The organism is Pseudogemmobacter sp. TB195, from assembly GCF_058313095.1.
On sequence record NZ_JBZEGG010000026.1, the window covers coordinates 1 to 24606 of the forward strand.

Consider the following 24606-nt stretch of genomic DNA (forward strand, 5'->3'; position numbering starts at 1 on the left):
GCATGGCTCAGGGCCGCCGGGTTATAGGCGCTCTCGACCTCGATATTGGCCCGGTAGAAAAGTGCCCAGTCGGTGACAGAAAGGCCCGCCCGCCTCAGCGCGGCATGGCCACCATAGCGCAAGGCGGTGTCTTCGATGCCTTGGAGTATTTCGGGGCTAGCAGAAGCAGGCCGTGGCGCGACGACACTGGCACCAGTGTCACCATCAGTTTGCGGAGTGCTGAAGAGGAAAAGGCGATCCGGCGTCTCGGTGCCGAACTGACGCATGAAGCCCGCGTCGGATGACACCGAGGCCAGTTGGCCGTCCAGCGCCACCCGAAACACAAAGCCCTCGGCCCTCACACCGGCAGGGGTGAACCCGGCTAGGGCGCAGAGGGCCAGAATAAGGGATGAAGCGTCAGCCCTGCTGCGCGGGCGCGGATTCCGGCAGTTGGTGGAGAGAGCGGCCGCCCTCATCGAGCGGAATATGCGCCGTGCGCATTCCGATATCCGAGAGGAAGCTGACAAGCCCAGCGACGGTCTTGAACTCACGGGCCTTGATGTAATTGCGGCTGGTGACGACGATCTTCTCATCGCCGCCCGAAGGGCCGATGGCCCGCACATACCAGGAGCCGTACCAGGCGTTGAGGCGCTTCTCGGCCGCGGTCCGACAGACCACTTCGGCCGAATAGCCCTGGGCGAGCAGCTGTCGCAATCCGTCTTCTGTAACCACATTCGGGGCGTCTTCTAGCATGGTCTCCCCGCGGCTCCTCTCCATAGAATGGGTCAGGCCATGGGGAATCAAATCACCATAGCCGTAGCATTACACCATTATTGATGGCAATGATTATTTGATGCCTTGACGGCAGATCATCGCTCCATAAAGGTGGATAGCCCAAGACTGTGGCAAATCAAAGCAATGACGGGGCCTCGTCCGAAACATGGTGAAGCTGCGCCTGATATCCTGCCTTGTCGCCATCATGGTGAGTTGCTCCGCCGCCTTAGCATCATGCGATCCCCCTGAACGGCCATGGTTGCCAAGCGACCCGGCCGATGTACGGGCCTATGCCGATCTGATCCGGGGCGACTTCGAGGACTACATCTCCGCAGTGCAGGACTACTTCCGCTGCCTCGATGCCGAGCGTGCCCGGGCCTTCTCCGAGGCACAGGAGGTCAGTCAGGATTACGGGCGTTTCCAGAGCGTGGTGGGACACTGAGCCGAAGATCGGACGCGTCAGCCATGCTATAAGCAATGCAAGAATGTTGCATTCAATAGTGGTGTATTGTAGCGATAGGGGGTAACTGAGCGAGTCGCCTCCATGTACCCTGCCTTTCGAAGCACCATTTTGACAGCCACTCTGGCCCTGACCGCCGCAGTCTCGAGCCCTGCCCCCGTTCAGGCACAGACCTACCAGATCGACTGCGCTATCCTTCTGTGCCTCGCCGGCGGCTGGCCAGCCTCCGTGCCCTGCTCGCGGGCCCGCGCCGAGTTCATTCGCCGCATCAGGCCCTGGCCAGTCGAGCCGCCCCTGCAGATCTGGCGCTGCCCCATGGGCGCATCCCTCGGTGGCGATGCGCCGCTCAGCCCGATGGAGCGGCTCTATGACATTGCGTTCCGCGAGCCGCGTGAAAGTACCCTGCCCATCCCTATCGACGTGCCGGGTCTGACCCTCGCGCAGGCCCTGGAGCAGGCCGATATCGACATCTCTGGCGATGCTTTCGACTTCGTGCGCAGCATCCGGGTTTATCACATCCAGTTCAGCCAGCATCAAAACCGCGATGGCGACTGCATCCGCAGCGATTCCACCCGTCTCGGCTCCTATGGCACGCAAGGCGACTACGGTTGGGCCAGATCCTCGGTGGCCGCTGTCCCGGAGGCATCTGATCTCGCGCTGCCGGAGCATTGCCGCAGCTATTCCTGGCGCTCGGTCTTCGTGGATTGGCGTGACCATGCCGGGAACTATGGATCGGAAGAGGTCCGCTATTGAAAAGCCGCCGGGGCATTGCGGCCCCGGCGGCTCTCTGTGTCGGGGACGGTCGATCCCCTTTTTGAAGACGACGCCAGACCAAAGGTCCAACACCAAAACCTCAAAGAACACTCACCTAGCCAGAGTATTCTAGACCATCCTTTGAGGTTGCGCAACCAATAATGTTTGATTGATTGCGATGGTGTATTTTTGCTTTGTGTCTGCGACGTCGCCCTGGAGACGACGATCATGGAACTCACCACCGGCGCCATCCTTCGCCGCATCACCCACACCGAACTTTCCTGTGCCGCGCACAAGCTTGCGACTGTCATCCTTGACGCCATTGCCTGGAAGGACGGCTACAATGGCCTGCCGCATGGCACAGCAGCCTTTACCCTCGGTGATCTGGCCGATCGCATGACGGTATCGCGACAGCACCTGCACGCTCTTCTGGCAGAACTGGCAGCCTCAGGGCTGCGCCTACTGCGTCAGCGGGGTAAGGGCCGGTTTGCGCCATGGCTCTTCCGCTTCGGGTGCTGTGACCAACCTGATGCAGATGGCGAAGTGTCAACCACAGCTGACACCACCCCTTATATAAGAGATTCAAACAAAAATGTATTCTCGGGAACGATAGTGGTTGATCGTGAAGAGCCTGAGAAAGCGGCACGCTGGCTGGCTTTGATCGGAAAGGCCAAGACCGCCCTGCCTTGTCGCGCCGCAGACAGCCGGCACATCTGGGAACGATTCAGGGAGTTCAACCGTGGACGAGGTCATGACGCCGTGCCAGCCGGGTATCTGCTGGGGTTCATGCGGAAGTGGCGAGGTGGTGACGTTTCCGGGTCCGACCCTTCCCTCGCAAGCGGCAAACCAATCACGCGACAGGCTGACAAATTGCAGCGCCTGATGGCGCCAGCGCCGTTCATCAATCGATATTTCCACGAAAGTGATCTGAAGCGGAAACTCGGGGTGGATCGCTATGAGAAGCGAGTAGAAGATCTGCGCAGCAGGTTCGGCTGTTCGGTGTTCCAGGCACAGCTGGCTGTGCACGGAATGGCCGTAGCAGAAGGAGTGATCCAGCGATGAGACAAAACCGCGTCTCGGGCTTCGTCCGCAATGATCTTCCGGCCGAGATATCAATGTCGAATGTCGGCAGAAACCACATGTTCCAGACGTTATGTCAGCAGAGTTCAGCGACCCTGACCGCTAGAAAGGGCGGTAAGCGGCCTGAGGGCGATGCGGCGTGGCAGACGCAGAGAGCTTGGGGTAGCGGTCATTCAGTCATCACGCAGCGAAAGTCGCTCCCCTCTGCCCATCACGGGCGCAGAGGTGCCTGACAGTGGTGTGGCATGGCGGCTGCAGCAAGCTGGAGAAAGTGGTCATTCGCTACCGCTGCGGGGATCCGCTTCACACCGCACTGTGTCGGGAGGAGAGCAGACATTCGCTGCGCTCTGCCGGAACGACAGCTTGCGGACGGCTATTTATGCCGCCCACAGTGGCCGCCAAACCTAGGAAGCCGAGGCTCCAATTCCATGCTATCCCTTAAGAATGGTTAAAGAGCCAGCCAGCGCGACTCGATAGAAAGCCGACTTTCGTTGCGCGCTACAATGTTCGTCAGGCTTCCTTCCTGCCCCACCGTGTTGGCCGCTAGCAGGAACGGATGTGACCGTGGCAAGACGTCTGCACTTGCTCAAAACCGATCGCGTCCGTACGAATATTGTGGAGAAGCGAGGTAAGCGAAGTGACGGCAATTAATCGAAACGATATATACGATAAGAATTTAAACTTTCTCATCGGCTCGGGCGCGTCGGTTGGCCTGTTTCCGACGCTCGCGCTCGAGGTGAAAGACAGTAACACATCGAAACGGCATACTCTAGAGACGCTAGCGACGCGCTTTGAAGGCAGCGAAAGCATTATGTGCCTTCTGTTTTCATACTACGTTGAGAATGTCATCGGGCCGGCCTCCCGCTTTTCCAGCTACGGGAAGCTCAAATCGGAGCAGTTAGATGTCATGCGAAATTACGTTCGCTTTATCTCGACTATCTTGCATTTGCTGAACAAAAAAATCGGGACAAAGAGGGCTAATATCTTTACCACCAACTATGACGGCATTATCGCGCACTGTGCAGAGCGCATGATCGAAAGCAAAAAGTTCGATTTCGTTCTGAACGACGGAGCTACAGGTTTCATTAAACGAACCTTGCAAACCAGATCCTTTAATCGCTTTTATAAAGATCAAGGCGCCTTCGAACGGCATGAAACAAGTGTACCCCAAATAAACCTCATCCAGCCCCATGGCTCTGTCTACTGGTACAAGGACGGTGAAAATATTGAGGTTTCCTATGATCCCGCTAGAGCCAAGGAACGCGCCGACAGTGTCCCTACCTACATGGATCCTGGGTTTGAGGCGATTTTGTCAGACGCAACCTGTGATGAGAACGATATATCTTCCAAATCCTTCACTGTTCCTCCTGATGACATTGAAAAGTTCTGGGAGAGCTACAAGGCGCTCCCGGTGGTAAATCCCACAAAATGGAAATTTCACGAGACAGTTTTTGAGGAGCACTATTATCAGGCCCTTCGCGCACTGAGTTATGAGCTTGAAAAGCCTAACACCGTATTCATCGTTTTTGGTTTCTCGTTTGCTGATGAACATATTCTCTCTTTGATCAAACGCTCTCTTTCGAATCCGACACTTAAGGTTTATATCTGCTGCTACTCAGACCAGACACGGGATGATCTGAAGGAAAAGTTCCGCGCATTTGACAACGTAGAACTGATAAGGACAGATGGAGCCTTAGACTTTAAGGCATTTAATGATGAAGTATTTTCAGTAACCGCCAGCTCGGGTTCTGGAGTGTGAGATGATTGAGATTGGCCATGTTACCGCGGTCGTTGGCATAGAGATCACCATCAAAGCCAATACGAACTCGAATCTCGAAACTCATTTTTACAGGGGTGCCGCCTTCAAAGGCGTTTCTATCAGGGAGTTCATCGCGATCGACCACGGATTTAGGGAGATCGTGTGCTTGGTGGAGGGAGAATACCTGGACGATCGGGTAAAGGAGGGAGATGGCCCCGAGCAGCACTATGTTCGGAAACTCAAAGTTCGCCCGATAGGATATTTTGAGAGCGGCACATTTTCGGATGGCATTAAGTTTCTCCCGAAGATCGGTGATGTTGCGAAGCTCATTCCAGGGGCGAAAGTCGAGAAGATATTCGAGCCCAAAAGCGGTGGAGGCTTTTCGATTGGAAAGCTCCTGAAAGAAGAACTGCAAGTTTCTTTGCCATGGGAAAGCTTATTCAATACCCACATCGGTATATTCGGGAACACTGGCAGCGGAAAGTCAAACACTCTCGCGAAACTTCTAACGACACTTTTCGACCTAAAGGTCGAGAGGATGATTGGAAAAAGCAAGTTTTTCATAATAGATTTTAATGGAGAATATACAGGCGGCCAAGTATGCGGGGCAGCTTTCAAGGAAGTAACTCGGTTGAGCACTCGCAGAGATGATGCTGACCGCTTCCGCCTAGAGGACGATGAATTTTGGGACGCAGAAACCCTAGGAATTCTATTCCAAGCGACCGCGAATACACAGAAACCCTTCTTGCGACGGATAATTTCGGGCCGGAGGCGTTTCGCTGAAGTGCCTAACAGTCTCAAACGTTTTTTTAGAGCTACCCTGGAGCGCGTGCTTAAATCGAAGGACCCAAGCTTGGAAGCTCTTGAGCAACTCAAGCATCTTGTCCGCTTGATCGGAGCAGAGGAACTTTCAGAAGCATTAGATGAGGTTGGACTTCGCAGCGGTCCGAACATCGACACCTTCCACGTGCTACCGGAAGTCGGGAATAATTGGCATTTCCTCAGCAGGGAGGAGCAATCGGACTTTGTTGATCAACGCTTCCTTGGCAAGGTGGATGAAATAGATATAGACGCGATCTCAGGAATTAGTGAACTTCAACTCCGCGCCAATTTACAGATCGTGCGTGATGCGCTTGGCGGTGCTGTCCAATATGAACATATACAACCGCTCCTTAGAAGGATTGAGTCATTCAAAAGCGATTTGGAAAGAGTTATTGCAGTCGGAGGTGATGTCCAAGAGCAAGACAAGCCGCTTCACGTCATTTCCCTGCGGGAGGTAAATCAGGACCTTAAGAAAATTGTCCCAATCTTAATCGCAAAGCAGCTATACGAACACCATAAGCAGGCCAGCACATCGCCGCCTACTTCGACCATTCACTTGGTCATTGACGAAGCTCACAACATCCTCTCAACTCAGTCGACAAGAGAATCTGAAAGTTGGAAGGATTATCGCCTGGAGCTTTTTGAAGAAATCATCAAGGAAGGGCGAAAGTTTGGCATGTTTATTGTCCTATCCAGTCAGAGGCCTTCTGATATATCTTCGACAATTGTTTCGCAGGTGCACAACTTTTTTATTCATCGCCTGGTCAATGATAGAGATCTCGCTCTTTTAGACAATGCAATCTCTACGCTTGACGCTGTGTCGAAAAGTCAAATTCCTTCTCTTCCTAAAGGAGCCTGTGTTCTTACCGGCTCTACGTTTGATATCCCGATACTCTTACAGGTGGATCGGCTTAACGCCGATCGTGAGCCTGACAGCCGCGACGTCGACCTCGATAAGCTGTGGGGTGACGACGCGGTTGTCGTGTGATGCTTTAGCCGCAGATTGGAGAGCTATGCGGGATTTTGGGTGATACGGCCTGATCAAGCGGCGCGATTTTCGGCGACGCTGGTGGCTACGCCGTCGGTGAATGTGACGCCTTCGATGAGCAAAGGCAACTGGTTCACGCCCTTCAGGCGGCGCCATGTCTTGGCGGAAGCCTGAACGAGCTTGAAGACCATGAGCTTCGCCGTCTTCTGCGACAGCGCACCCTTGGTTCGGACAGTCCTGTGCCGAACGGTGGCGAAGTGTAATCGGCTCGGCCATAGATACTCCAGCCCGAGCATCTCGGGATCAGCGATCCAGCGCTCGAGGGATTGTCTTGTGGTTTCAGTGACCTCGAACCGAACAGGCTTACGCGTCTTGCTCTCGGGTGACCGAGGTGCGCTCCTTCACCCTCCCTGCCGCGAAGACGTCGCGGACTTTCAGGCACACGAGGTCGCAGCCACGAAGCTTGCTGTCGATGGCCATATTGAACAGAGCAAGATCCCGCCGGTTATCCGCCATCTCAAGGCGAACACGGATGGACCATACATGCTTCGGCAGCAAGGGACGCTTTTGGCCGATGATGCGCCCCTTGTTCCAGGCGGGGTGTTCAGGCCGCAGTGCGGGCAGAAAATCGATGGACATGGCGATACCTCCCGCCCCCAAGCCCACCCTGACTTCGGATGATCCGACAGGCACCATAGTAACATGGAACCTCGAGTCGTTTTGTTATATCTCGCGGGCGGAGAGCCGTCTGACGGTGATGCGGCGTGGCAGCTGCAACGAAACCGAGAAAGCGGTCGGTGGAATAGTGCGATCTGGCTTGCCCTGTCACACTGTCAGGCGCTCGGTGTTGAATTTGCTCAAGCACATCAGGCGCTTTAGCCCCCAAAACACCCGACTAGGCTCAATTAGGGCCGGACACGGCATGCCTACATAGGCACAACAGCTAGCTTCAGTGCGGTTTTCCACCGTCCATCTTGAATGATAACACTTCTGGCTCCATAGTTTCCCATAGACTATCAGTGACGGATGAGCAGATGTTCAAAATCCAGGGGTTAGACAAACTTCAGCGTGACCTGCAGAGGGCACAGGACGCACTGGCTGAGCTGGACGGTGATTTGGGCAGTGTCTCATTTAACCCAGAAGACCCTGCAAGCATCGACCAAGCTATTTCTGCAATGGAGCGGATAATTGACGACCGCGTTGCAGGCTATGAGGACAGCGAAATCATCGGATCGCTTGCAGAAGGAATGAAGGAGCAATATCGGGCCATAATATTGGAGAAGGCTGCCGAAGCCCGACTGCAGGATGATGAATGAGCGCCCCGCAAGACCTATTCAAACAGATAAACAATGCTGTTCTGGACCTTCAATCGTCTGATCTACAATCTTATCCGGCGCCGTTAAAGAGGCTTGGCAGGCTTCTTCAGCACACCGATCTTCAAGCTTCTAATGCTGCGCTCACTGAGAACGTCAATCTAGATACGTTCATCGCATCGAGTCAGAGCACTCAGGGCGGCATGGTCGGGAGTGCACGGCTGCAGTGGCCGGACGACGATCTTGAAATACTTGGCCTAAAATTTCTGCTCATTCTCAAGTTCTGTAATAATCCAGATGAGATGGCGGAGTTCGGATATACATTTTTCTGGACTGGCAGTCGCAAAATCATAAGTGGCGTTCACTCCGTTACCAGTCAGATCATCATTCCATTTGTTCGAGACTATAAAGCCTACGTGGAAGCTCAAGGGCGCACTGCCCCCAGTTTGGTATTGCCAATGTCCAACAAGGTATTCATTGTTCATGGCCACGATGGTGAGGCTAGGGAAACAGTCGCTCGCTTCCTTGGTAACATTGGATTTGAGCCCATAATTCTGCATGAGCAGGCCAACAAGGGACGAACAATAATCGAGAAAGTGGAGGCTAACGCAGATGTTGGCTTCGCTGTGGTGTTGCTGACGCCTGACGACTTGGGACGCGCCAAAGCCGACGTTGACCTTGAGCCCAGGGCCCGCCAAAATGTCCTGCTTGAACTCGGATACTTCATGGCACATCTTGGCAGAGATAAAGTCTGTGCCCTACGAAGGGGTAACGTATCCATCCCCAGTGATTTTGCCGGCGTGGTTTGGGAAAGCATGGACGATGCGGGCGGATGGAAGCAAAAGCTTGCCCGTGAACTAGTTGAGGCCGGCCATGCTGTTGACTGGAATAAGGTCATGCGCTGACCCCAATAACGAGATGTGCAATTATCCAAGTAGCATAGATGATCCTGTACCGCGATGCGGGTGTCCGCTTTGGGTAATGCTGTGGCGCAGCGAGAGCAGGCTGTCGAATGGCGGCTATGGGCCGAATGCGTCAACCCCTGCTACTTCGTGCGCGTCATCTTCATGCGAGCTTTTGATTAGAAGCTTGCATGAGAACAGTGGCTAAGACTCCAAAGAAATAAGGGGAAATTGACAAGACCTAGAACTTTCTCTTTCCCTGATGCAAGCTTTCTCGCCATATTCATCTGATAGCCTGCAAGGAAGAAGCTGTGTCAGGGACGTCAGAAACGACATGGAACAAGGGGCGCGTGGTCGGCAAAAAGCCTCCCCTCACGACGGATCAGGTTGCCCTGATCCGGCTGCTCCTGCGCCAAGAGAAGGCGCTGCGCGATCTCGCGCTGTTCAACACTGCCCTCGACACCAGCTTCCGGGGCTCTGATCTGGTGCGCCTGCGGATAGCGGATGTCGCCACCTCAGCAGGCGTGCGCGAGATCGTCGAAATCCGGCAGAAGAAAACCGAAAGCCGCAACGCCCGCCCGGTCCAGGCGCGGCTGTCCGAGAACACGCGCGACAGCCTGCGCGCCTATCTCGTCACGATCGACAAGCCTCTGCACAGCTGGCTCTTCACCGGGCAGGGGCCCAGATGCTCCCACAATCATCTCAGCGAAAGCCAGCTCTGGCGGCTGTTCAAATCCTGGCTCGAAAAGGCGCGCCTCGATCCCAGCCTCTATGGATTGCACTCCCTGCGCCGGACTTTTCCAACCCATATCTATCAGCAAACCGGCAATCTGCGCGCAGCCCAGCTTTTGCTCGGCCATGCCAGCATCGAGAGCACCAAGGACTACATCGGCACGGAGCAGGCTGAAGCCCTTGAGATCGCACGGAGGCATCACCTCTGAGCATGCAAACCTATCTCGAAAAGCGCCACCCTGCGAAAAACATTGCCCGGTTTTATCGGATGGCCGTCATGCCCAACCTGTTTGGGGAATGGTCGCTTTATCGGGAATGGGGGCGCATCGGACAGAACAGTCAGGTTCGCTTGGACTGCTTTGAAGAAGAGCACCAAGCCATCGCCGCCTTGCTCGCGTTGGAAACGTCCAAACGGCAGCGCGGATATTGGGTCATGCCTCAGCAGCTTTCAATGTTAGATTGATAACTGTCCATTATCACCGTACATCCAGAGTAAACGGGGAGATACTATGACCCATCCTGGAATCCTGGTCCGGCGAGAATGCCTTGGCCCCAATGCTCTTTCCGTCACTGAGGCTGCGCAAGTGCTCGGGTGTAATCGGCAGACCCTTAGCAATCTTCTGAATGGGCGGTCAGGTATCTCTCCGGAAATGGCCCTGCGTTTGGAAAAGGCCTTCGGCACATCCGCTCGCGCTTGGATGGAACGACAACTGAATTACGAACTGGAAACGGTCATGGCACGTGCCGATGAGATCGAAGTCCAGCCATTTACGAGGCAGACCCCATGAACCCGGTTGAAATCGAACAGGCTATTTCTGACCTCGCCGAAGCGCCCTTCGACGCCGCAGAATTCCCCTACGCCTTCCTTGAAGCCTTCGGCCGCAAGGAAACGGAAATCAAGAAGCTGCGTAAGGGCGACTCCAATAAGTCGGATCTCGGCGGCGTTCTGCAACGCAACAACATCCATATCGCGACCTGCACGCCGGGCGAAGTGTCTCAGACCCTCGCGGCACTCAAGGCCAGCCCCGCCACGGCCAAGCACAAGGTTAAGTTCATCCTCGCAACCGATGGGCAGAGCTTCGAAGCGGAAGATCTGATCGGCGGCGACACGGTGGCTTGCGCCTACCCGGATTTTCCCGACAGCTTTGGCGTTTTCCTGCCGCTCGCGGGCATCTCGACCGTCAAGCAGATCAAGGAAAGTGCCTTCGACATAAAGGCAACCGGTCGCCTCAATCGGCTCTATATGGAGCTTCTGAAGGACAACCCGGAATGGAGTAAGGTCGATCGGCGGCCCGACATGAACCATTTCATGGCCCGACTGATCTTCTGCTTCTTCGCCGAAGACACCGATATCTTTGCCTCATCTCGGCTGTTCACCGGCACGATCGAGCAGATGTCGAACCGTGATGGCACCAACACGCACGAGGTCATCAGCGAAATCTTCCGCGCAATGAACGTGCCGCTGGCAGACCGAGCCAATGCCAATCTGCCTCGGTGGGCCGATGCGTTTCCTTACGTGAACGGCGGGCTGTTCTCTGGCTCGACTGATGTGCCGCGCTTCTCCAAAATCGCGCAGCGTTATCTCAGCCATATCGGCGGGCTGGACTGGACCAGAATCAACCCCGACATCTTCGGCTCAATGATCCAGGCAGTGGCAGACGAAGAGGAGCGCTCGGTCCTCGGCATGCATTACACCTCCGTCCCGAACATTCTGAAGGTGCTGAACCCGCTGTTCTTGGATGACTTGAACGCGGCACTGGAGGAAGCTGGCGACAATGGTCGTAAGCTTCTGAATTTGCGTAGTCGCATCACTAAAATTCGGGTTTTTGATCCGGCCTGTGGCTCGGGAAACTTCCTAGTCATCGCCTACAAGCAACTTCGTGCGATCGAGGCCGAGATCAACCGCCGACGAGGCGAGGCCGATCGTAAGACAGACATCCCCCTGACCAACTTCCGCGGTATCGAGCTCCGGGATTTTTCCGCCGAAATCGCTCGGCTGGCGCTGATCATTGCGGAGTACCAATGTGACGTGACCTACCGAGGGCAAAAGGAGGCACTGGCCGAGTTTCTACCGCTGGACAGTCAAAACTGGATCACCTGTGGCAACGCACTGCGGTTGGACTGGCTGTCGATCTGCCCGCCAACCGGAACTGCCGTGAAGTTCCAGGCCGAAGATTTGTTTCAGACACCGCTGGATCAAGCTCAGATTGATTTCGATAATGAGGGTGGGGAGACATATATCTGTGGGAATCCGCCCTATCTTGGCTCAACTTGGCAGAGCAAAGAGCAAAAGGAGGATTTGAAGCGCATATTTGATGGCCGTGTAAAAGCCTGGAAGTCACTTGATTATGTATCTGGCTGGTTCATGAAAGCAGCAGACTTTGGACTTCACACTGAGTCGTCCACTGCTCTTGTATCGACTAATTCGATATGCCAAGGCCAACAAGTTCCTATTCTATGGCCTGCAATATTCTCAACGGGGCATGAAATCTCATTTTGCTATACATCATTCAAGTGGGCGAACCTAGCTAGCCACAACGCGGGTGTAACAGTTGCGATTATTGCAATATCAAATAAAAAACCACTAAAACCGATAATATACTCGGTGGACGATGCTGGAAAAAGCACGGCCAAGAGAAGCGAAAAGATTAGCGCGTACCTCACTGCTGGTGAAACAAAAATAGTAGAAAAGTCCAGCAAGCCATTATCTTGCCTTCCTCCGATGATTTTTGGAAACAAGGTCGTGGATGGTGGTTTTCTTCGGATGACCAAAAGCGAACTGGCCCAGATGATGTTACCAAAAGAGGCTATGGAGCGTTTTATCCGGCCAATGGTAGGGTCAGCTGACTTTATTAAAGGTGAGAATAATTATTGCCTTTGGATAACAGATGATAATCTTGCAGACGCTATGTCTTATCCGCAAATTGCATCTCGCGTAAATTCTGTGCGCGCTCTTCGTTTAGAAAGCCCGGATGCTAGCGCAAATCAAATGGCAAAAAAAGCACACCAGTTTAGAGAAATGCGCGAGGGCAGGACACTAACAATAGTTCTTCCGAGGATCACCTCTGGGAACAGAGAATTCCTTCCAGTCGGTTTGGTAGGAAAAGAAACCGTTGTGAGTAGTCAAAGTTTTGTGCTGTTCGATGAGACAATCTGGCTGATATCTATTTTGTCTTCTCGGCTTCATCTCTCTTGGATTGCAACAGTTTGTGGGAGAACGCGCACGGATTTTGCATATTCAAATACTTTAGGTTGGAACACATTCCCTGTCCCCAAGCTAACTGAGAAGAACCGCGAAGACCTGAGCCGCTGCGCTGAAGAAATTCTTCTAGCGCGAGAGGCGCATTTTCCGGCCACCATCGCGGACCTCTACGACCCAGAAAAGATGCCAACCGACCTCAGAGCGGCCCATGACCGCAACGACGAGACACTGGAGCGCATCTACATCGGCCGCCGCTTTAAGAACGATACCGAACGCCTCGAAAAGCTCTTCGATATGTATACGAAGATGACTACGAAGGTGACCGCCTGAAATGTTTACGCGTGTGCCATATACAGACCTCAATTCTAGACAGCGTGAGAACTACAATTTTCATAAGTTCGCAGCTCGCATTGCGGATTACGGCTTCAATTGCATAAGGCTGACGGATGATTGGCAAGGTGCCGATTTCATCGCGATCCATATTGACGGCGAAACGGTCTTAAAGGTCCAATTGAAGGGACGGCTCATTATCGATCGGAAGTATATCGGCAAGAAAATCTACATTGCCTTCCTGAACGGTGATGATGCCTATCTTTACGATCATGATGCTTTTGTCCGACACCTTGAGGTGAATGGGCTGATCGGAGATGGCAGTGTGAGCTGGCATGCTCAGGGCTTCCGCAGTTGGCCCAGACCGCCTGCTTGGGCCATTTCTTATTTGCAAGATTTCAGGATTTCCGCATGACCAAGTCCGTTCCTTCTGTCTCCGTTTCCTATCCTGCCAATGGAAGCTCCACCAAGTCCAACGAACTTGGAATGCGCACTATGCAGGAACGCGCATATGAAAAGCGCGGCGAGCAATACCTACTGATCAAGTCGCCACCCGCCTCTGGGAAAAGCCGGGCACTGATGTTCATCGCGCTCGACAAGCTACACAACCAAGGCCTCAAGCAGGCCATCATCGTGGTTCCGGAAAAGTCGATCGGATCCAGCTTTGCCGATGAGCCCCTGTCTAAGTTCGGTTTTTATTGGGACTGGACCGTCGAGCCGCGCTGGAACCTATGCAACGCACCGGGAGGCGACAGCGGCAAAGTCGGGGCGCTTGGCAAGTTTTTGGAAGGTGACGATCGTATCCTCGTCTGCACCCATGCTACATTCCGCTTCGCCGTGGATAAATTCGGCATCGAAGCATTCGATGACCGCCTTATTGCCGTGGACGAATTCCACCACGTCTCAGCCAACCCAGATAACAAGCTGGGGGCGCACCTAGGCACGCTTATCACACGCGACAAGGCACATGTGGTTGCCATGACCGGATCGTATTTCCGAGGTGATACTGAAGCCGTGCTGTCGCCCGAAGATGAGGCGCGCTTTGAGACTGTTACCTATACCTATTATGAGCAGCTCAGCGGCTACACATGGCTGAAGACGCTCGACATCGGGTATTTCTTTTACAGTGGCTCCTACGCCGACGAGCTTCTCAAAGTTTTGGATCCGAACGAGAAGACCATCCTGCACATCCCTAATGTCAACTCGCGTGAAAGCACGAAAGACAAGCATCGGGAGGTCGAGCATATCATCGACGCCTTAGGCGACTGGCAAGGCACAGACCCTGCTACAGGTTTTCAGCTGGTGAAGCGTCCTGATGGGAAGGTGCTGCGGATTGCGGACCTCGTGGATGACGATACCGCCAAGCGAGACAAGGTCTCGGCGTCACTGAAAGATCCAACCCAAAAGAACAACCGTGACCATGTTGACATCATCATCGCGCTTGGCATGGCGAAGGAAGGCTTCGACTGGATTTGGTGTGAACATGCGCTGACCGTGGGCTATCGCTCCAGCCTAACCGAGATCGTTCAAATCATCGGACGTGCCACACGCGACGCCAAAGGCAAAACACGTGCCCGCTTTACCAACTTGATTGCAGAGCCCGACGCGTCTGAAGAGGCGGTGCGTGAGGCCGTCAACGACACCTTGAAGGCTATTGCCGCCAGCCTGCTGATGGAGCAGGTGCTGACACCCAAGTTCGAGTTCAAACCTAAGATGCCTGCAAACACTGCGCAGGATGGCTTCGACTATGGCGAGAACGGCTACGATGACAGCAAGTGCAACGTAGGCTTCAATGAAGAAAAAGGCATCTTTCAGATCGAGATCAAAGGGCTCACCCAGCCCAAGAGCCCAGAAGCAAATCGCATCTGTCAGAATGACCTGAACGAGGTCATCACCACCTTCTTACAGGATAAGACCGCGATCGAGCGTGGTCTTTTTGACGCCGAAATGGTGCCGGAGGAGCTGACCCAGGTGAAAATGGGGAAAATCGTGCGCGACAAGTACCCTGAGCTGGACGAAGTCGATCAGGAGGCGGTTCGTCAGCACGCCATTGCTGCGATGAATTTCACGCAACAGGCCAAGAAGACTCTTCTTGGTGACGGTACGGACGCATCCTCAAACACGGCTTTTGTCGACGGTGTTCGCCAGTTCGCTATGAGCGTCAAAGAGCTCGATATTGACCTGATCGACCGGATCAACCCGTTCAGCGAAGCCTATGCGATCCTCGCCAAAACCATGAGCGAAGAGAGCCTGAAAGAGGTTGCCGCCGTGATTGAGGCCAAGAAGATCAAACTGTCGCTGGAAGAGGCGCGTGACCTCGTCAAGCGTGCCGTGAAGTTCAAGCAAGAACGCGGACGGCTTCCGTCTTTGACTTCCGCTGACGCTTGGGAGAAACGCATGGCCGAAGGCGTGGCCTTCCTTGCCCGGATGAAGCAGGAGGCGATGAATGGCTAATACATTCACGGATGAAGATGATGCGCTCCTCTCGGAGCTTGGCATCGAGATCGAGAAAAAGACGCAAGCTTTACGGACCCCACGCGAAGAGCGGATCATCGCTGGGTTTGAAGATATCCAGAAGTTCGTATCTGAGCACGGACGTGTTCCGCAGCATTCGGAAGAAGCGGATATCTTCGAACGGCTTTATGCCGTTCGTTTGCAGCGTTTGCGGGAGCTCCCCGAAGCCACTGACCTACTTGCAGACCTGGACACTGGCGGCCTGCTAACGGGAATTAACTTCGCTCCGATCTCTGAAAATCTGGATGATGACGCTCTGCTTGCAGCGCTTGGCATCACGGTTGAAGCGTCCCCCCTTTCTGAGCTGAAGCATGTACGATCCAACGCGGAGCGCAAAGCAGCCGAGGATATTGCCAATCGCAAGCGATGCGAAGATTTTGAGACGTTCAAGCCACTTTTCGAAAAGGTTCAACGCGAGCTGGATTCCGGCGAACGTGAGACCCGCCCGTTCGAACTGAAAGCCGAAATTCAAAAAGGCCGCTTCTTCATTGTAGAAGGTCAAAAAGCATATGTTGCTGAGATGGGCGAACAGACTCTGACCGACCAAGGCCGAACTGATGCGCGCTTGCGCGTCATCTTCGACAACGGCACGGAAAGCAACATGCTGATGCGATCGCTTCAGCGCGCCTTGAATAAGGATGAATCTGGGCGGCGGATCACCGAGTCTGTGGCGGGACCGCTCTTCGCAGACGCGCCGGAAGAGGGCGACAGCACCACTGGCACAATCTACGTTTTGCGCAGCAAATCCGACCATCCCATGGTGGCTGAGAACCGGGAGCTGGTCCACAAAATTGGCGTCACTACCTTGGGAGTCGAAAAGCGGATTGCGGGTGCACAGCTACAGCCCACATTCCTCATGGCTCCAGTGGAAGTTGTCGCGACCTATGAGCTCTACAATATCAACCAAACTCGGCTTGAGAACCTGATCCATCGGATTTTCGGCAGTGCACAGCTCGACATCGAGATTGCCGATCGGTTCGGAAGACCCGTAATTCCGCGCGAATGGTTCCTGGTACCGCTCTTCGTGATTGATGAGGCCGTTCAGAAGATCAAGGACGGAACGATCACAAAGTTTCACTATGACCCAGAGAAGGCCAGTCTCGTCCTGCGGCCAGACAAATAAAGCCTACAGACATCTGTCTCCCAAGGCGGCATAAATTCTGAAGTCACATCGCCGGTTTGGATTATAAAACTCGTTGACCAGCCGCTGCCCTCGCCCTGCCTGCTAAATCGCAGGCAGGGCGCAACCTACAGCATGGCAGTCCGCACATAGTGCCCAAATTAGAAAACCCGCCGCGAACGCGGCGGGCTTTCTGCAGATCTTACGACGATGAGGGAAGGCAGATGCCCGCGAACCTCAAAGCCTTGCCTACTCTAGATAGGTCACTATGGTCTTCTGGTCAATATCGTTATACCGCAACGCCCCATGCACACACGATTTTCGAACCAGTTGATTTTTGATCTTGAGGCCGTGCTGTCACCTCCACGGTTCAGCTCTTATCTGCGTGAAACCGCGGGCGATCGCCAGAGAGCGATGGATCTCTACTGCTGGAACACCGATGTGTCTGCCGCTTTCTACGTCATGCTGCAGTACTGCGAACTGTCGATCCGAAACGGAGCAGTCGAGGCAATTGAGGCGGTTTTCGGGGGCAACTGGCATCTCAACCGCGGTTTCGTCTACACGCTCCCAGCACCAGCAAGGGGCTACAGGCCCAGAGAAGATCTGACAGATTGCGCAGCGAAGCTTCCCACAGCGGGAAAGGTCGTCGCCGAGCTGAAGTTCGCCTTTTGGCGCTTCCTGTTCTTGAAAGGCCAGCAGCCTCGGATCTGGGATCCCCACCTCGCGGCGACATTTCCGGGATATGACAAAGCACTGACGCTGTCAGAAGCCCGCGCCAGATTGTTCGATGACATCGACGAGGTCCGGAAGCTGAGAAACCGGATCGCGCATCACGAGCCCATCTTCGCTCGAAATCTGCATGAAGATCACCAGCGCATTCGCAGGATCATAGAATGGCGCCGTCCAGACGTGGCCGCCTGGCTGGACAGCACGCAGCAGGTCACGGCTCTCCTCTCCCGTCGGCCTTGAACAGTTAGCGTCCTGAGCAGGCGCAATCATTCCTGCTCAGCGGCGATGGGCATGTCCAGATCGACATCAGCCACCGGTTTCAGCAGTCCGGCATCCTGCAGCGCCTCGATATCCGGAAGATCGCGCAGGGTTTCCAAACCGAACTGAATGAGGAAACCCGGCGTGGTGACATAGGTGTAGGGCGCGCCTGGTTCCGGGCTGCGCGGACCTCGGGCGATCAGGGCCTGGCGGTGCAGCCGTGCGATCAGATCACGGCTGACCTCACGGCCCGTCAACCGCGAGATCGCACCACGGGTCACCGGCTGCATATAGGCAATAATGGTCAAGACGAGGGCCTCATTCGGGGTAAAATCGCGACCCTCTTCCCCCTCCTTGCGGGCGGCGCGGATCGCCGCCGCGTGTTGCGGCTTGGTGCGAAACTGCCAACCTCCCGCAATACGCGCAATCTCGTAAGGCCTACCCGCCAGTTCAGCAGAAATATCCTCGATCAGGAGATCAAGCGCACAGTCCCGTCCCACCACACGCGCCAGCACCTCCCGGCCCACAGGCTCGGAGGAGGCGAACAGCACGGCCTCGACCCGCGCCATCCACTCCCGCCAGCGCAAAGCCTGTGGCAGATCGGCGAGTTCCGCGTCCAGCGGCTCAGATGATTTAGGGGCCATGGTCATAACCCATACAGCCGGAACGTCGGGCGACCGGTCAGCTCGCGCACCAGCCCGAGCGATGTCAGCCTGCCGAGCAAGCGCCGCGCCGCACGATCACTGGCCTCCTTCCCCGCCTGTGCCGCCAGCGCATCCTCGGACTGAAGGGCGGTGATGATCGCGGCCGTGTCCTTTCCCGGCCGCCGCAGGTTTGCAGCGCGCAGGGCATCGGCACGGCGGGCTAGATCGACGTGGAGATCAATAGCCGCAACCGCTCCCCTGCCCCAGGCGCGCGCGCAGGCGGCAAGCCATGCGTCTCCCTCCAGCCGAAAAGCCGAACGCGGCAGATGGGGCGCGAGCAGTGGCACAGGACGATCCTGTCCAAGCGCCCGGGCCAAAGCCGCATCCGCCAGCCAGAGGGCGAGACCGCGATAGGCCGGGCCCAGGGCAAGAACGTCCCTGGCCGCCTGAGCCGCAAAGCGCAACGGATGGGCGCGACCAACAAACCGCGCCCCAAGGTCCTGCAAGAGCACTGATACCGGCTCGGGCGACAGATCAAAGAAGCCGGGCAGCCGCGCCGGCCATTCCGCCGAGCGCAGGGCACGCGCCTCGCCCAAAGCACGCCAGCCGATCAGCATTCGCCCGGCCGGGCCAGGGTCATCCCCAGATTTACAAAGAGCCAGGACATCGCGTAGTTCGGCTTCCCCTTCCCGGCGACCCTCAAACCCTGAGATCGCCGCTGCAGCAGTAAGCGCCAGCCGCTTGCGCCAGAGCATCCCAACGAGATCGTCAGAACGCACGAACGGATCCAAGGTGGCGAGCGCTGCCCCGGCAGAAAGCATTGCAATTTCAGGGTCATCACGACCCACGGCCTGCCGTATCCATCGCGGCACGGCCGGTGGGATTAGGGCAGGCGGAGGAGGTTTAACGGCACGGTACATGCGGTAACGCTAGCAAGGAGCGGCGCTTTATACCAGTATATTTTAACTTATCCGCCGCACCTGTCTTCTCTCTATAATGTCCAATAAGGTTGCAATATCAGATACTTGATCCGCATTTTCGGCTGAAGTGCGCGTAAAATGCCTGTATTTCATAGCCCCGTGGCACTCCCTACAATCTCGTACATATGTTGGCGGGTAGCACCAGACTTCGCAACCGTGCCAAAGCTCACCTACGGCAAGGCTGGTGTAACGATCTTTAGAGACCGCTTATTCGCACAAATGGCAGATAGCACCGGTGCCAATGCCCGCGATCATGCGGAAACGGGGGGAAACTTATTTTAGGTCAGGTCCAGCAGGGTTCGAGCTGTCTCGCACATGCGCAAGTGAACCAGATCGGCACCGTAACTCTCTTTCATTGATCGCTGTGATGGGCAGCGTATCAAAATCACATTTGCCAGCAAAGCCCAGCATCTACACGAGCTCCGACCGCAATGCATTCCTGAGTCTACCCACAAGAGACGCTGCGGCTGACATTTCGTTCCACTGCGGCTGCCTGTTGTCCAAACAAGCAACTGGGAGCTCTGATCCTTCGGGACCGGTCGTGCTGCGGAACATCTGTGCGACCAGCCGGTTGTTGCCCATCGGATGCGCGCATTCGCGCAGCCTGCTCAATGCGCAACCTGCTCAAATCGTCGGAGAAGCCTCATGCACAGCATTATCTATCTCGTTGGCCTTGTCGTGGTCGTTCTCGCGATCTTGTCCCTTCTCGGACTGCGTTGAGGAGAAATAGCAATGGAACGCAGTGAAACGCAAATCCCACCCGGCGCAACCGCAACGGACACCGCCCGTCCTCTCGTCGACTGGCCAGCCGTAATCGCGGGGGCCGTCGTAGCCGCCGCGATTGCCGGTCTCTTCATGACATTCGGCGCAGCACTCGGGCTTTCGACAATTTCTGCGGAACCGGGCGAGGGATCCTTCAGTCTCTGGATCATAGTGACAGGGTTGTGGCTCGTGATCACTCTGGTGGTAAGCTATCTGGCGGGCGGGTATATCGCCGGTCGCATGCGACGCCGGATCGAAACGACGACCAGTGAAGAGATCGCTGCACGCGACGGGATCAACGGGCTGGTGGTCTGGGCACTCGGAATGCTGATGACGGCCTGGATGGCAGCAGGCGTGGTCTCCACTGCTGCAACCACTTTGGGAGAGGTAGCAGGTGGTGCAACACAGGCTGCGGGCGCGGCGATTGGTGGTGCAGCGCAAGGCATTGGTACCGCAATTCCGGACGATGCCACGGCCTCTGCGCTTGAGCGGATCGGCGATACGCTCAGCCGTCCAGTGCTTTCCAGTACGGCACCTCCTGCCGTTGGCACTCCAGCTGCGCCCGGAACCGCTGCCCCTGCCGCAGCGGGAGAGGACCCAACCGAACTGGCGCGTCAGAGCGCGTCAATCCTCGTGGGTATTGCCGTGAGCGGCGAGATCACAGAAGCGGACCGCGCCTATCTGACCAGCGCGACAACAAGGCTGAGCGGCCTTGAGCAAAGTGAAGTCGAAGCGCGGGTCGATGCAGCCATCGCCTCTGCGCAAGAACTGCGGACAGAGGCCAGGAGGTTGGCTGATGAGGCGGAAGCTACTGCCCGTGATGCGGCAGAGGCCGCTCGCGTCAGCGCGATCCTGACGGCCTTCGCTCTGACCGCGGCAGCGCTGGTCGCGGGGGCCGCCGCTGTTTCGGGTGCAGTCCGGGGCGGCAGGCATCGCGACGACGGGCGCATCTTCGGGGGGCTCAGCTATCGCCTGTAGGGCTGGCTTTCCGGGACGGCGAACAGACCGTCCCGGAAAAGTGCCAGACCAACAGGTTCAACACCAAAATGATAAGGAACGTCTGATCAACAGCTTCGGCTGCGCCGAGATAGCCGCTTGACCGGCTGGACCAGCCGAGGACGGGTGTCCGGCGGCTGTTTTCGTGCTTTCTGGACCGCAGCTGCGGCCACTTGGTGGATTTTGGGCAGACTCGTCCTCATGCCAGAAGTTTCCTCCGCATCAGAAACAGGTTCCCGAGCGCAAACAGCGTGAAGAGCTGGGCGCGGTTCTTGGCCAGCCCCCGGTAGCGGGTCTTCACGTGACCGAACTGGCGCTTGATGACCCGGAACGGATGTTCGACCTTCGCCCTGACGCTGGCGATAATGCGGTTGATCCGCGCGTCGAGAGGATGCAACTCGCCGGCCTTCGGTGCCTTGCGCATGACGCCCCAGATCTTGCCCGCCCGCCTGAACCCCGCCTCGCGCTCGGCGCTGACATAGCCCTTGTCCGCCCAGACCGAATCCTCGTCGCCGTGCAGAAGCGCATCCCAGACCTGACTGTCGTGGACCCTCGCCGTCGTGGTATCAAGGCTGTGGGCCACGCCGCTGTCGGCATCGACGCCGATGTGCGCCTTCATGCCGAAATACCACTCGTTGCCCTTCTTGGTGGAGGACATTTCTGGGTCGCGAGCGCCGGCTTTGTTCTTGGTCGAGGATGGCGCATCGATAATCGTCGCATCGATCAGCGTGCCCGAGCGCAGGCTGATCCCCTTGTCAGCAAGATGCGCGTTCACCTCGGTAAAGAGCGCTTCGGTCAGCCCGTGGCGCTCCAGCAGGTGGCGGAAGTTCAGGATGGTTGTCTCATCGGGAATGCGGTCATCGCCCAGCTCGATCCCGGCAAAGCGGCGCATCGCCTCGCTGTCGTACAAGGTTTCCTCGGCCATCGGGTCGCTCAGCGCATACCAGTTCTGGAGAAAGTAGACCCGCAGCATCGTTTCCAGCGGCATCGGCGGGCGCCCGCCCTTCGGCCCGGCTTTCGGATAATACGGCGCGATGAGCGCCAGAAGTCGGCCCCAGGGAACCACTGCGTCCATCTCGGCGAGGAACTGTTCGCGCCGCGTCACCTTCTTCTTCATCGCATAGCGAAGACCGGGAAAGGCAGGCTGTTTCGGCATCGGCGGGGCTCCTCGTCGCGTCCCGATAATCCTATCAGATCACGCCAAAACGCGCAGGTTTTTCAGACGTTCCATAAGGAATGGCGAAATGGCCGATACTTTCGAAGAGATCCGAGCAAGCTTGGAAAAGCAGATCGCAGATCTGAAGACGGATATGGCGCGGATCATCGCAGGCGGCGAAGACGAAGAGGCCGCAGACACCAATTCCGACCCCACCAAGCTGGTGAAAAAGGCAAGGATCATCGCCCGGAAACTCCACGAGCTTATCGGCATAAAGATTGGCAAGCCGGCCTACACCTGGTCCGCCCCTTTCGGCGTCACAGATGACGGTTTGCCGATCATCGACCGTGTACCAGGATATGAGCGATGCTTTGCCGCAATGGGATATGGCGGCAATGGGATCACGTTTTCGGTCATCGCAGCGCAGATCGTGGCAGCTGCTATCGCAGGCACGGACGACCCGGATGGGGCGATTTTCCGCTATCGGTAACAATGGCGACCAGAAGCTCTATTTTCACGTGAACCGGCCTTCAGCCATGGATTTTAACCAGCGTTACAGGTTTTGACGCGGTGAAAGGACGAAGCCCCAGGCGAGCAGAAAGGCATCCGCTCGCCATCCCGAAGCACCGAGAACGCTCATCCTGCCAGGCCTTTGCGAGAGCTGCGGACGAGCTGAGAAGCGCACCCACGGCTCACGACCCAGGCGCTGTACAATACCGGCTATGCTGATCGGCGGACAAACTGCGCGATCGGCCAGGTCCATCCGATCTCGCGCGAACGCCTCGGGCGCAGCCAGATCCAGTTCAGCAGACCCGCGGGGACGCCGAGGAGCAGCCCGGCAACGGCCGCAATGCCAAAGGTCGCCGGGTTGTAATGCCCCAGGGCAAGCCCCGCGATCACCACGGTTCCGGCGATGCAGGCCACCCAAAGATGGACAAGCAGAAGGCGAAGCCAAGGAAACATCTTCCTCTCGTTTTGTCATGGCCTTGCTTCATAAATGCATTTCCGTGACCCGCGCTGTGAGCCACCGCGAGTTCACGCGCCAGTCTGACGGCGCAATTCCCGCAGTTGGTCGGCGGTAATGTAGCCACTGGCCTGTAGTCCTTCATCACGTTGCCAGGCCGCTATCGCGCGACGGCTGTTCTGACCAAGGACCCCGTCTGTACCTCTGGTATTGTAGCCGAGTGCTGTCAGACGGCGCTGGATGTCTCGACGCTCGGAGGCGGTGAGGCCGAGGAGACGCTCTTCGGTTCTGTCATCTGCCACGGCATCGTCCGCCGGAAGATTGGCTGTCCCGGCCTGCTCCCGGATCTGACGCATCTGGCGCTCGGTCATATACCCATTCACTGTCGCGCTATTGGCCGACTGCCAGGCTCTGTTCGCCTCGCGGGTCTTGCGCCCCCAAAGACCATCCGCAATCCCGGCATCATACCCCAGAGAGGTCAGCTGGCTCTGAATCTGCCGACGCTGCTCCCGACTGAGGGCCAGAGCCGCCTCTGCCGCAGCTGCGCTGTCGGCGGGTAAAGGCGCAGGTTCGGTTGGCAGCACCGCGCCGCTCAGCCTCGCGATCTCCCGCTCGGCCTCGCTGCGGTGGGCACCATTAGGGAATCTCGTCAAATAGGCGCGCCAACCCTTGAGAGTACCGCTCCGGCGGGCCTCGGCAACGGCTTGGCGTTCAAGCTCCTGAGATAGCAGGCCCTGAGCGACACCCGAGATGATCCCTTCCAGATTGTCTTGTGCCATCACCGGCGCCTGACCGCCGAAGCAGATGCAGATCGCAAAAGCAGAGACTGTCCTTCTCATATGCTTGCTCCCTAGTTGAGGGCTTCCTGCGTCACCTCGTCGATGGCTTCGCAGGAAGGGCAGATGCTGAAGCCCGGCCTTTCATGCGGACGCGACCGGATCCTCCGGTGCATCGGGCGACGGGATCGGATCCCCGACATCAGGTAGCTCAGGAATCTCGGGACCTCGCCGACCCGGACGGGGATCCTGCAACGGTGGATCGGGTGGATCCTGCGGCACGTCCGGTGCGGCTGGCGGAACCGGGATCACGGGCAGGTCGGGGTCTTCGCCTCCATGGGGCATCTCTTATCCTCCGGTTGATTGTTTCGCCGGTGGACGCCCGGCACGAGAAACAAACCTTCGGACTGCGGCTATGTTCCCGCCGCCATCAGACTTATGGGTCCCTTCCCCAGCCCTGTTCGCAATCACACGCTGCATGAAGCGCATCCAGGCGTGCCTTCGGAACATATCCCCCGCTCGCAGGTTTATTTTTCCTGTACGCGACCTGCACCCGGATCTGTCAGAAAGCCCACAGAAAAATCATGAAACAATCCAACACGATAGGGTATTT

At 56.4% G+C, this 24606-nt stretch carries 23 protein-coding genes and 3 pseudogenes; 17 read left to right on the forward strand and 9 right to left on the reverse strand.

Going from position 1 to position 24606, the window contains the following annotated elements; all coding sequences use genetic code 11:
- Window positions 1–323: pseudogene (locus AC4FS3_RS22070) on the reverse strand (lytic transglycosylase domain-containing protein); the annotation flags it as partial.
- A gap of 73 nt (window positions 324–396) precedes the next feature.
- On the reverse strand, window positions 397–732 hold the full coding sequence (locus AC4FS3_RS22075) for a hypothetical protein (RefSeq protein ID WP_306680835.1): 336 nt from the start codon (window positions 730–732) through the stop codon (window positions 397–399).
- 226 nt (window positions 733–958) lie between these two features.
- On the opposite strand from AC4FS3_RS22075, the gene AC4FS3_RS22080 reads away from it, so the two are divergent.
- The 5 genes from AC4FS3_RS22080 to AC4FS3_RS22100 all read left to right on the forward strand — a co-directional run bounded on the left by AC4FS3_RS22080 (window position 959) and on the right by AC4FS3_RS22100 (window position 6615).
- Window positions 959–1195, forward strand: a complete 237-nt coding sequence (locus AC4FS3_RS22080) for a hypothetical protein (protein ID WP_491022410.1) — start codon at window positions 959–961, stop codon at window positions 1193–1195.
- Between the two features lie 333 nt (window positions 1196–1528).
- Window positions 1529–1966 carry a hypothetical protein gene (locus tag AC4FS3_RS22085; RefSeq protein ID WP_491022331.1) on the forward strand — a complete coding sequence of 146 codons (438 nt, stop codon included), beginning with the start codon at window positions 1529–1531 and terminating at the stop codon, window positions 1964–1966.
- 228 nt (window positions 1967–2194) lie between these two features.
- On the forward strand, window positions 2195–3028 hold the full coding sequence (locus tag AC4FS3_RS22090) for a hypothetical protein (protein WP_035715005.1): 834 nt from the start codon (window positions 2195–2197) through the stop codon (window positions 3026–3028).
- 655 nt (window positions 3029–3683) lie between these two features.
- Window positions 3684–4805 carry a hypothetical protein gene (locus AC4FS3_RS22095; RefSeq protein WP_491022332.1) on the forward strand — a complete coding sequence of 374 codons (1122 nt, stop codon included), beginning with the start codon at window positions 3684–3686 and terminating at the stop codon, window positions 4803–4805.
- 1 nt (window position 4806) lies between these two features.
- On the forward strand, window positions 4807–6615 hold the full coding sequence (locus AC4FS3_RS22100; protein ID WP_491022333.1) for an ATP-binding protein: 1809 nt from the start codon (window positions 4807–4809) through the stop codon (window positions 6613–6615).
- A gap of 53 nt (window positions 6616–6668) precedes the next feature.
- On the opposite strand, the pseudogene AC4FS3_RS22105 reads toward AC4FS3_RS22100, so the two are convergent.
- Window positions 6669–6872: pseudogene (locus tag AC4FS3_RS22105) on the reverse strand (IS256 family transposase); the annotation flags it as partial.
- Window positions 6873–7254: pseudogene (locus tag AC4FS3_RS22110) on the reverse strand (site-specific integrase); the annotation flags it as partial.
- 395 nt (window positions 7255–7649) lie between these two features.
- Between AC4FS3_RS22110 and AC4FS3_RS22115 the strand changes: the two are divergent.
- The 10 genes from AC4FS3_RS22115 to AC4FS3_RS22160 all read left to right on the forward strand — a co-directional run bounded on the left by AC4FS3_RS22115 (window position 7650) and on the right by AC4FS3_RS22160 (window position 17697).
- Window positions 7650–7931 carry a hypothetical protein gene (locus AC4FS3_RS22115; protein WP_491022334.1) on the forward strand — a complete coding sequence of 94 codons (282 nt, stop codon included), beginning with the start codon at window positions 7650–7652 and terminating at the stop codon, window positions 7929–7931.
- The gene (locus AC4FS3_RS22120; protein ID WP_491022335.1) at window positions 7928–8833 is read left to right on the forward strand and encodes a TIR domain-containing protein; all 906 of its coding nucleotides are present in this window, start codon (window positions 7928–7930) and stop codon (window positions 8831–8833) included. The genes AC4FS3_RS22115 and AC4FS3_RS22120 overlap by 4 nt, the downstream gene beginning before the upstream one ends.
- 308 nt (window positions 8834–9141) lie before the next feature.
- The gene (locus tag AC4FS3_RS22125; RefSeq protein ID WP_491022336.1) at window positions 9142–9771 is read left to right on the forward strand and encodes a tyrosine-type recombinase/integrase; all 630 of its coding nucleotides are present in this window, start codon (window positions 9142–9144) and stop codon (window positions 9769–9771) included.
- A 2-nt stretch (window positions 9772–9773) separates the two neighbouring features.
- Window positions 9774–10025: a WGR domain-containing protein gene (locus AC4FS3_RS22130; RefSeq protein WP_491022337.1), complete on the forward strand. Its 252-nt coding sequence runs from the start codon at window positions 9774–9776 to the stop codon at window positions 10023–10025.
- Window positions 10026–10071: 46 nt separating this feature from the next.
- Window positions 10072–10350, forward strand: coding sequence for a HigA family addiction module antitoxin (locus AC4FS3_RS22135; RefSeq protein ID WP_491022338.1), 279 nt, complete (start codon window positions 10072–10074; stop codon window positions 10348–10350).
- Window positions 10347–13094 carry a class I SAM-dependent DNA methyltransferase gene (locus tag AC4FS3_RS22140; protein WP_491022339.1) on the forward strand — a complete coding sequence of 916 codons (2748 nt, stop codon included), beginning with the start codon at window positions 10347–10349 and terminating at the stop codon, window positions 13092–13094. The genes AC4FS3_RS22135 and AC4FS3_RS22140 overlap by 4 nt, the downstream gene beginning before the upstream one ends.
- A 1-nt stretch (window position 13095) precedes the next feature.
- Window positions 13096–13509 (forward strand): hypothetical protein, encoded by a 414-nt coding sequence (locus AC4FS3_RS22145; protein ID WP_491022340.1) that lies wholly within the window; start codon window positions 13096–13098, stop codon window positions 13507–13509.
- On the forward strand, window positions 13506–15548 hold the full coding sequence (locus tag AC4FS3_RS22150) for a DEAD/DEAH box helicase (protein ID WP_491022341.1): 2043 nt from the start codon (window positions 13506–13508) through the stop codon (window positions 15546–15548). Before AC4FS3_RS22145 ends, AC4FS3_RS22150 begins: the two co-directional genes overlap by 4 nt.
- Window positions 15541–16731: a GIY-YIG nuclease family protein gene (locus AC4FS3_RS22155; RefSeq protein WP_491022342.1), complete on the forward strand. Its 1191-nt coding sequence runs from the start codon at window positions 15541–15543 to the stop codon at window positions 16729–16731. The genes AC4FS3_RS22150 and AC4FS3_RS22155 overlap by 8 nt, the downstream gene beginning before the upstream one ends.
- A gap of 303 nt (window positions 16732–17034) precedes the next feature.
- Entirely contained in the window at window positions 17035–17697 is a 663-nt protein-coding gene (locus AC4FS3_RS22160) for a hypothetical protein (RefSeq protein WP_312524726.1), read from the forward strand.
- A gap of 26 nt (window positions 17698–17723) precedes the next feature.
- Here the strand turns inward: AC4FS3_RS22160 and scpB are convergent, their stop codons facing one another.
- Both scpB and AC4FS3_RS22170 read right to left on the reverse strand, forming a co-directional pair.
- Window positions 17724–18359, reverse strand: coding sequence for an SMC-Scp complex subunit ScpB (gene scpB / locus AC4FS3_RS22165; protein WP_491022343.1), 636 nt, complete (start codon window positions 18357–18359; stop codon window positions 17724–17726).
- 2 nt (window positions 18360–18361) lie between these two features.
- Window positions 18362–19279, reverse strand: a complete 918-nt coding sequence (locus AC4FS3_RS22170; protein ID WP_491022344.1) for a DUF1403 family protein — start codon at window positions 19277–19279, stop codon at window positions 18362–18364.
- Window positions 19280–20071: 792 nt separating this feature from the next.
- Between AC4FS3_RS22170 and AC4FS3_RS22175 the strand changes: the two genes are divergently transcribed.
- On the forward strand, window positions 20072–21079 hold the full coding sequence (locus AC4FS3_RS22175) for a hypothetical protein (RefSeq protein ID WP_491022345.1): 1008 nt from the start codon (window positions 20072–20074) through the stop codon (window positions 21077–21079).
- Between the two features lie 217 nt (window positions 21080–21296).
- Here AC4FS3_RS22175 and AC4FS3_RS22180 read toward each other — a convergent pair whose 3' ends face one another.
- The gene (locus AC4FS3_RS22180; protein ID WP_128486787.1) at window positions 21297–22253 is read right to left on the reverse strand and encodes an IS5 family transposase; all 957 of its coding nucleotides are present in this window, start codon (window positions 22251–22253) and stop codon (window positions 21297–21299) included.
- Window positions 22254–22341: 88 nt separating this feature from the next.
- Here AC4FS3_RS22180 and AC4FS3_RS22185 point away from each other — a divergent pair, with 88 nt between their 5' ends.
- Window positions 22342–22743, forward strand: coding sequence for an FAD-dependent oxidoreductase (locus tag AC4FS3_RS22185; protein WP_491022346.1), 402 nt, complete (start codon window positions 22342–22344; stop codon window positions 22741–22743).
- A gap of 230 nt (window positions 22744–22973) precedes the next feature.
- Here the strand turns inward: AC4FS3_RS22185 and AC4FS3_RS22190 are convergent, their stop codons facing one another.
- A complete protein-coding gene (locus AC4FS3_RS22190; RefSeq protein WP_491022347.1) occupies window positions 22974–23216 on the reverse strand; it encodes a hypothetical protein in 243 nt (80 codons plus the stop codon).
- 72 nt (window positions 23217–23288) lie between these two features.
- Window positions 23289–23996 (reverse strand): peptidoglycan-binding domain-containing protein, encoded by a 708-nt coding sequence (locus AC4FS3_RS22195; protein ID WP_491022348.1) that lies wholly within the window; start codon window positions 23994–23996, stop codon window positions 23289–23291.
- Window positions 23997–24606: the final 610 nt, after the last annotated feature.

What these genes read in the sequence shown, in the direction of transcription:
- AC4FS3_RS22075 (WP_306680835.1), bottom strand. Translation starts at nt 732, where the DNA reads ATGCTAGAAGACGCCCCGAATGTGGTTACAGAAGACGGATTGCGACAG.
- AC4FS3_RS22080 (WP_491022410.1), top strand. Translation starts at nt 959, where the DNA reads ATGGTGAGTTGCTCCGCCGCCTTAGCATCATGCGATCCCCCTGAACGG.
- AC4FS3_RS22085 (WP_491022331.1), top strand. Translation starts at nt 1,529, where the DNA reads ATGGGCGCATCCCTCGGTGGCGATGCGCCGCTCAGCCCGATGGAGCGG.
- AC4FS3_RS22090 (WP_035715005.1), top strand. Translation starts at nt 2,195, where the DNA reads ATGGAACTCACCACCGGCGCCATCCTTCGCCGCATCACCCACACCGAA.
- AC4FS3_RS22100 (WP_491022333.1), top strand. Translation starts at nt 4,807, where the DNA reads ATGATTGAGATTGGCCATGTTACCGCGGTCGTTGGCATAGAGATCACC.
- AC4FS3_RS22115 (WP_491022334.1), top strand. Translation starts at nt 7,650, where the DNA reads ATGTTCAAAATCCAGGGGTTAGACAAACTTCAGCGTGACCTGCAGAGG.
- AC4FS3_RS22120 (WP_491022335.1), top strand. Translation starts at nt 7,928, where the DNA reads ATGAGCGCCCCGCAAGACCTATTCAAACAGATAAACAATGCTGTTCTG.
- AC4FS3_RS22130 (WP_491022337.1), top strand. Translation starts at nt 9,774, where the DNA reads ATGCAAACCTATCTCGAAAAGCGCCACCCTGCGAAAAACATTGCCCGG.
- AC4FS3_RS22135 (WP_491022338.1), top strand. Translation starts at nt 10,072, where the DNA reads ATGACCCATCCTGGAATCCTGGTCCGGCGAGAATGCCTTGGCCCCAAT.
- AC4FS3_RS22140 (WP_491022339.1), top strand. Translation starts at nt 10,347, where the DNA reads ATGAACCCGGTTGAAATCGAACAGGCTATTTCTGACCTCGCCGAAGCG.
- AC4FS3_RS22145 (WP_491022340.1), top strand. Translation starts at nt 13,096, where the DNA reads ATGTTTACGCGTGTGCCATATACAGACCTCAATTCTAGACAGCGTGAG.
- AC4FS3_RS22150 (WP_491022341.1), top strand. Translation starts at nt 13,506, where the DNA reads ATGACCAAGTCCGTTCCTTCTGTCTCCGTTTCCTATCCTGCCAATGGA.
- AC4FS3_RS22155 (WP_491022342.1), top strand. Translation starts at nt 15,541, where the DNA reads ATGGCTAATACATTCACGGATGAAGATGATGCGCTCCTCTCGGAGCTT.
- AC4FS3_RS22160 (WP_312524726.1), top strand. Translation starts at nt 17,035, where the DNA reads ATGCACACACGATTTTCGAACCAGTTGATTTTTGATCTTGAGGCCGTG.
- scpB (WP_491022343.1), bottom strand. Translation starts at nt 18,359, where the DNA reads ATGGCCCCTAAATCATCTGAGCCGCTGGACGCGGAACTCGCCGATCTG.
- AC4FS3_RS22170 (WP_491022344.1), bottom strand. Translation starts at nt 19,279, where the DNA reads ATGTACCGTGCCGTTAAACCTCCTCCGCCTGCCCTAATCCCACCGGCC.
- AC4FS3_RS22175 (WP_491022345.1), top strand. Translation starts at nt 20,072, where the DNA reads ATGGAACGCAGTGAAACGCAAATCCCACCCGGCGCAACCGCAACGGAC.
- AC4FS3_RS22180 (WP_128486787.1), bottom strand. Translation starts at nt 22,253, where the DNA reads ATGCCGAAACAGCCTGCCTTTCCCGGTCTTCGCTATGCGATGAAGAAG.
- AC4FS3_RS22185 (WP_491022346.1), top strand. Translation starts at nt 22,342, where the DNA reads ATGGCCGATACTTTCGAAGAGATCCGAGCAAGCTTGGAAAAGCAGATC.
- AC4FS3_RS22190 (WP_491022347.1), bottom strand. Translation starts at nt 23,216, where the DNA reads ATGTTTCCTTGGCTTCGCCTTCTGCTTGTCCATCTTTGGGTGGCCTGC.
- AC4FS3_RS22195 (WP_491022348.1), bottom strand. Translation starts at nt 23,996, where the DNA reads ATGGCACAAGACAATCTGGAAGGGATCATCTCGGGTGTCGCTCAGGGC.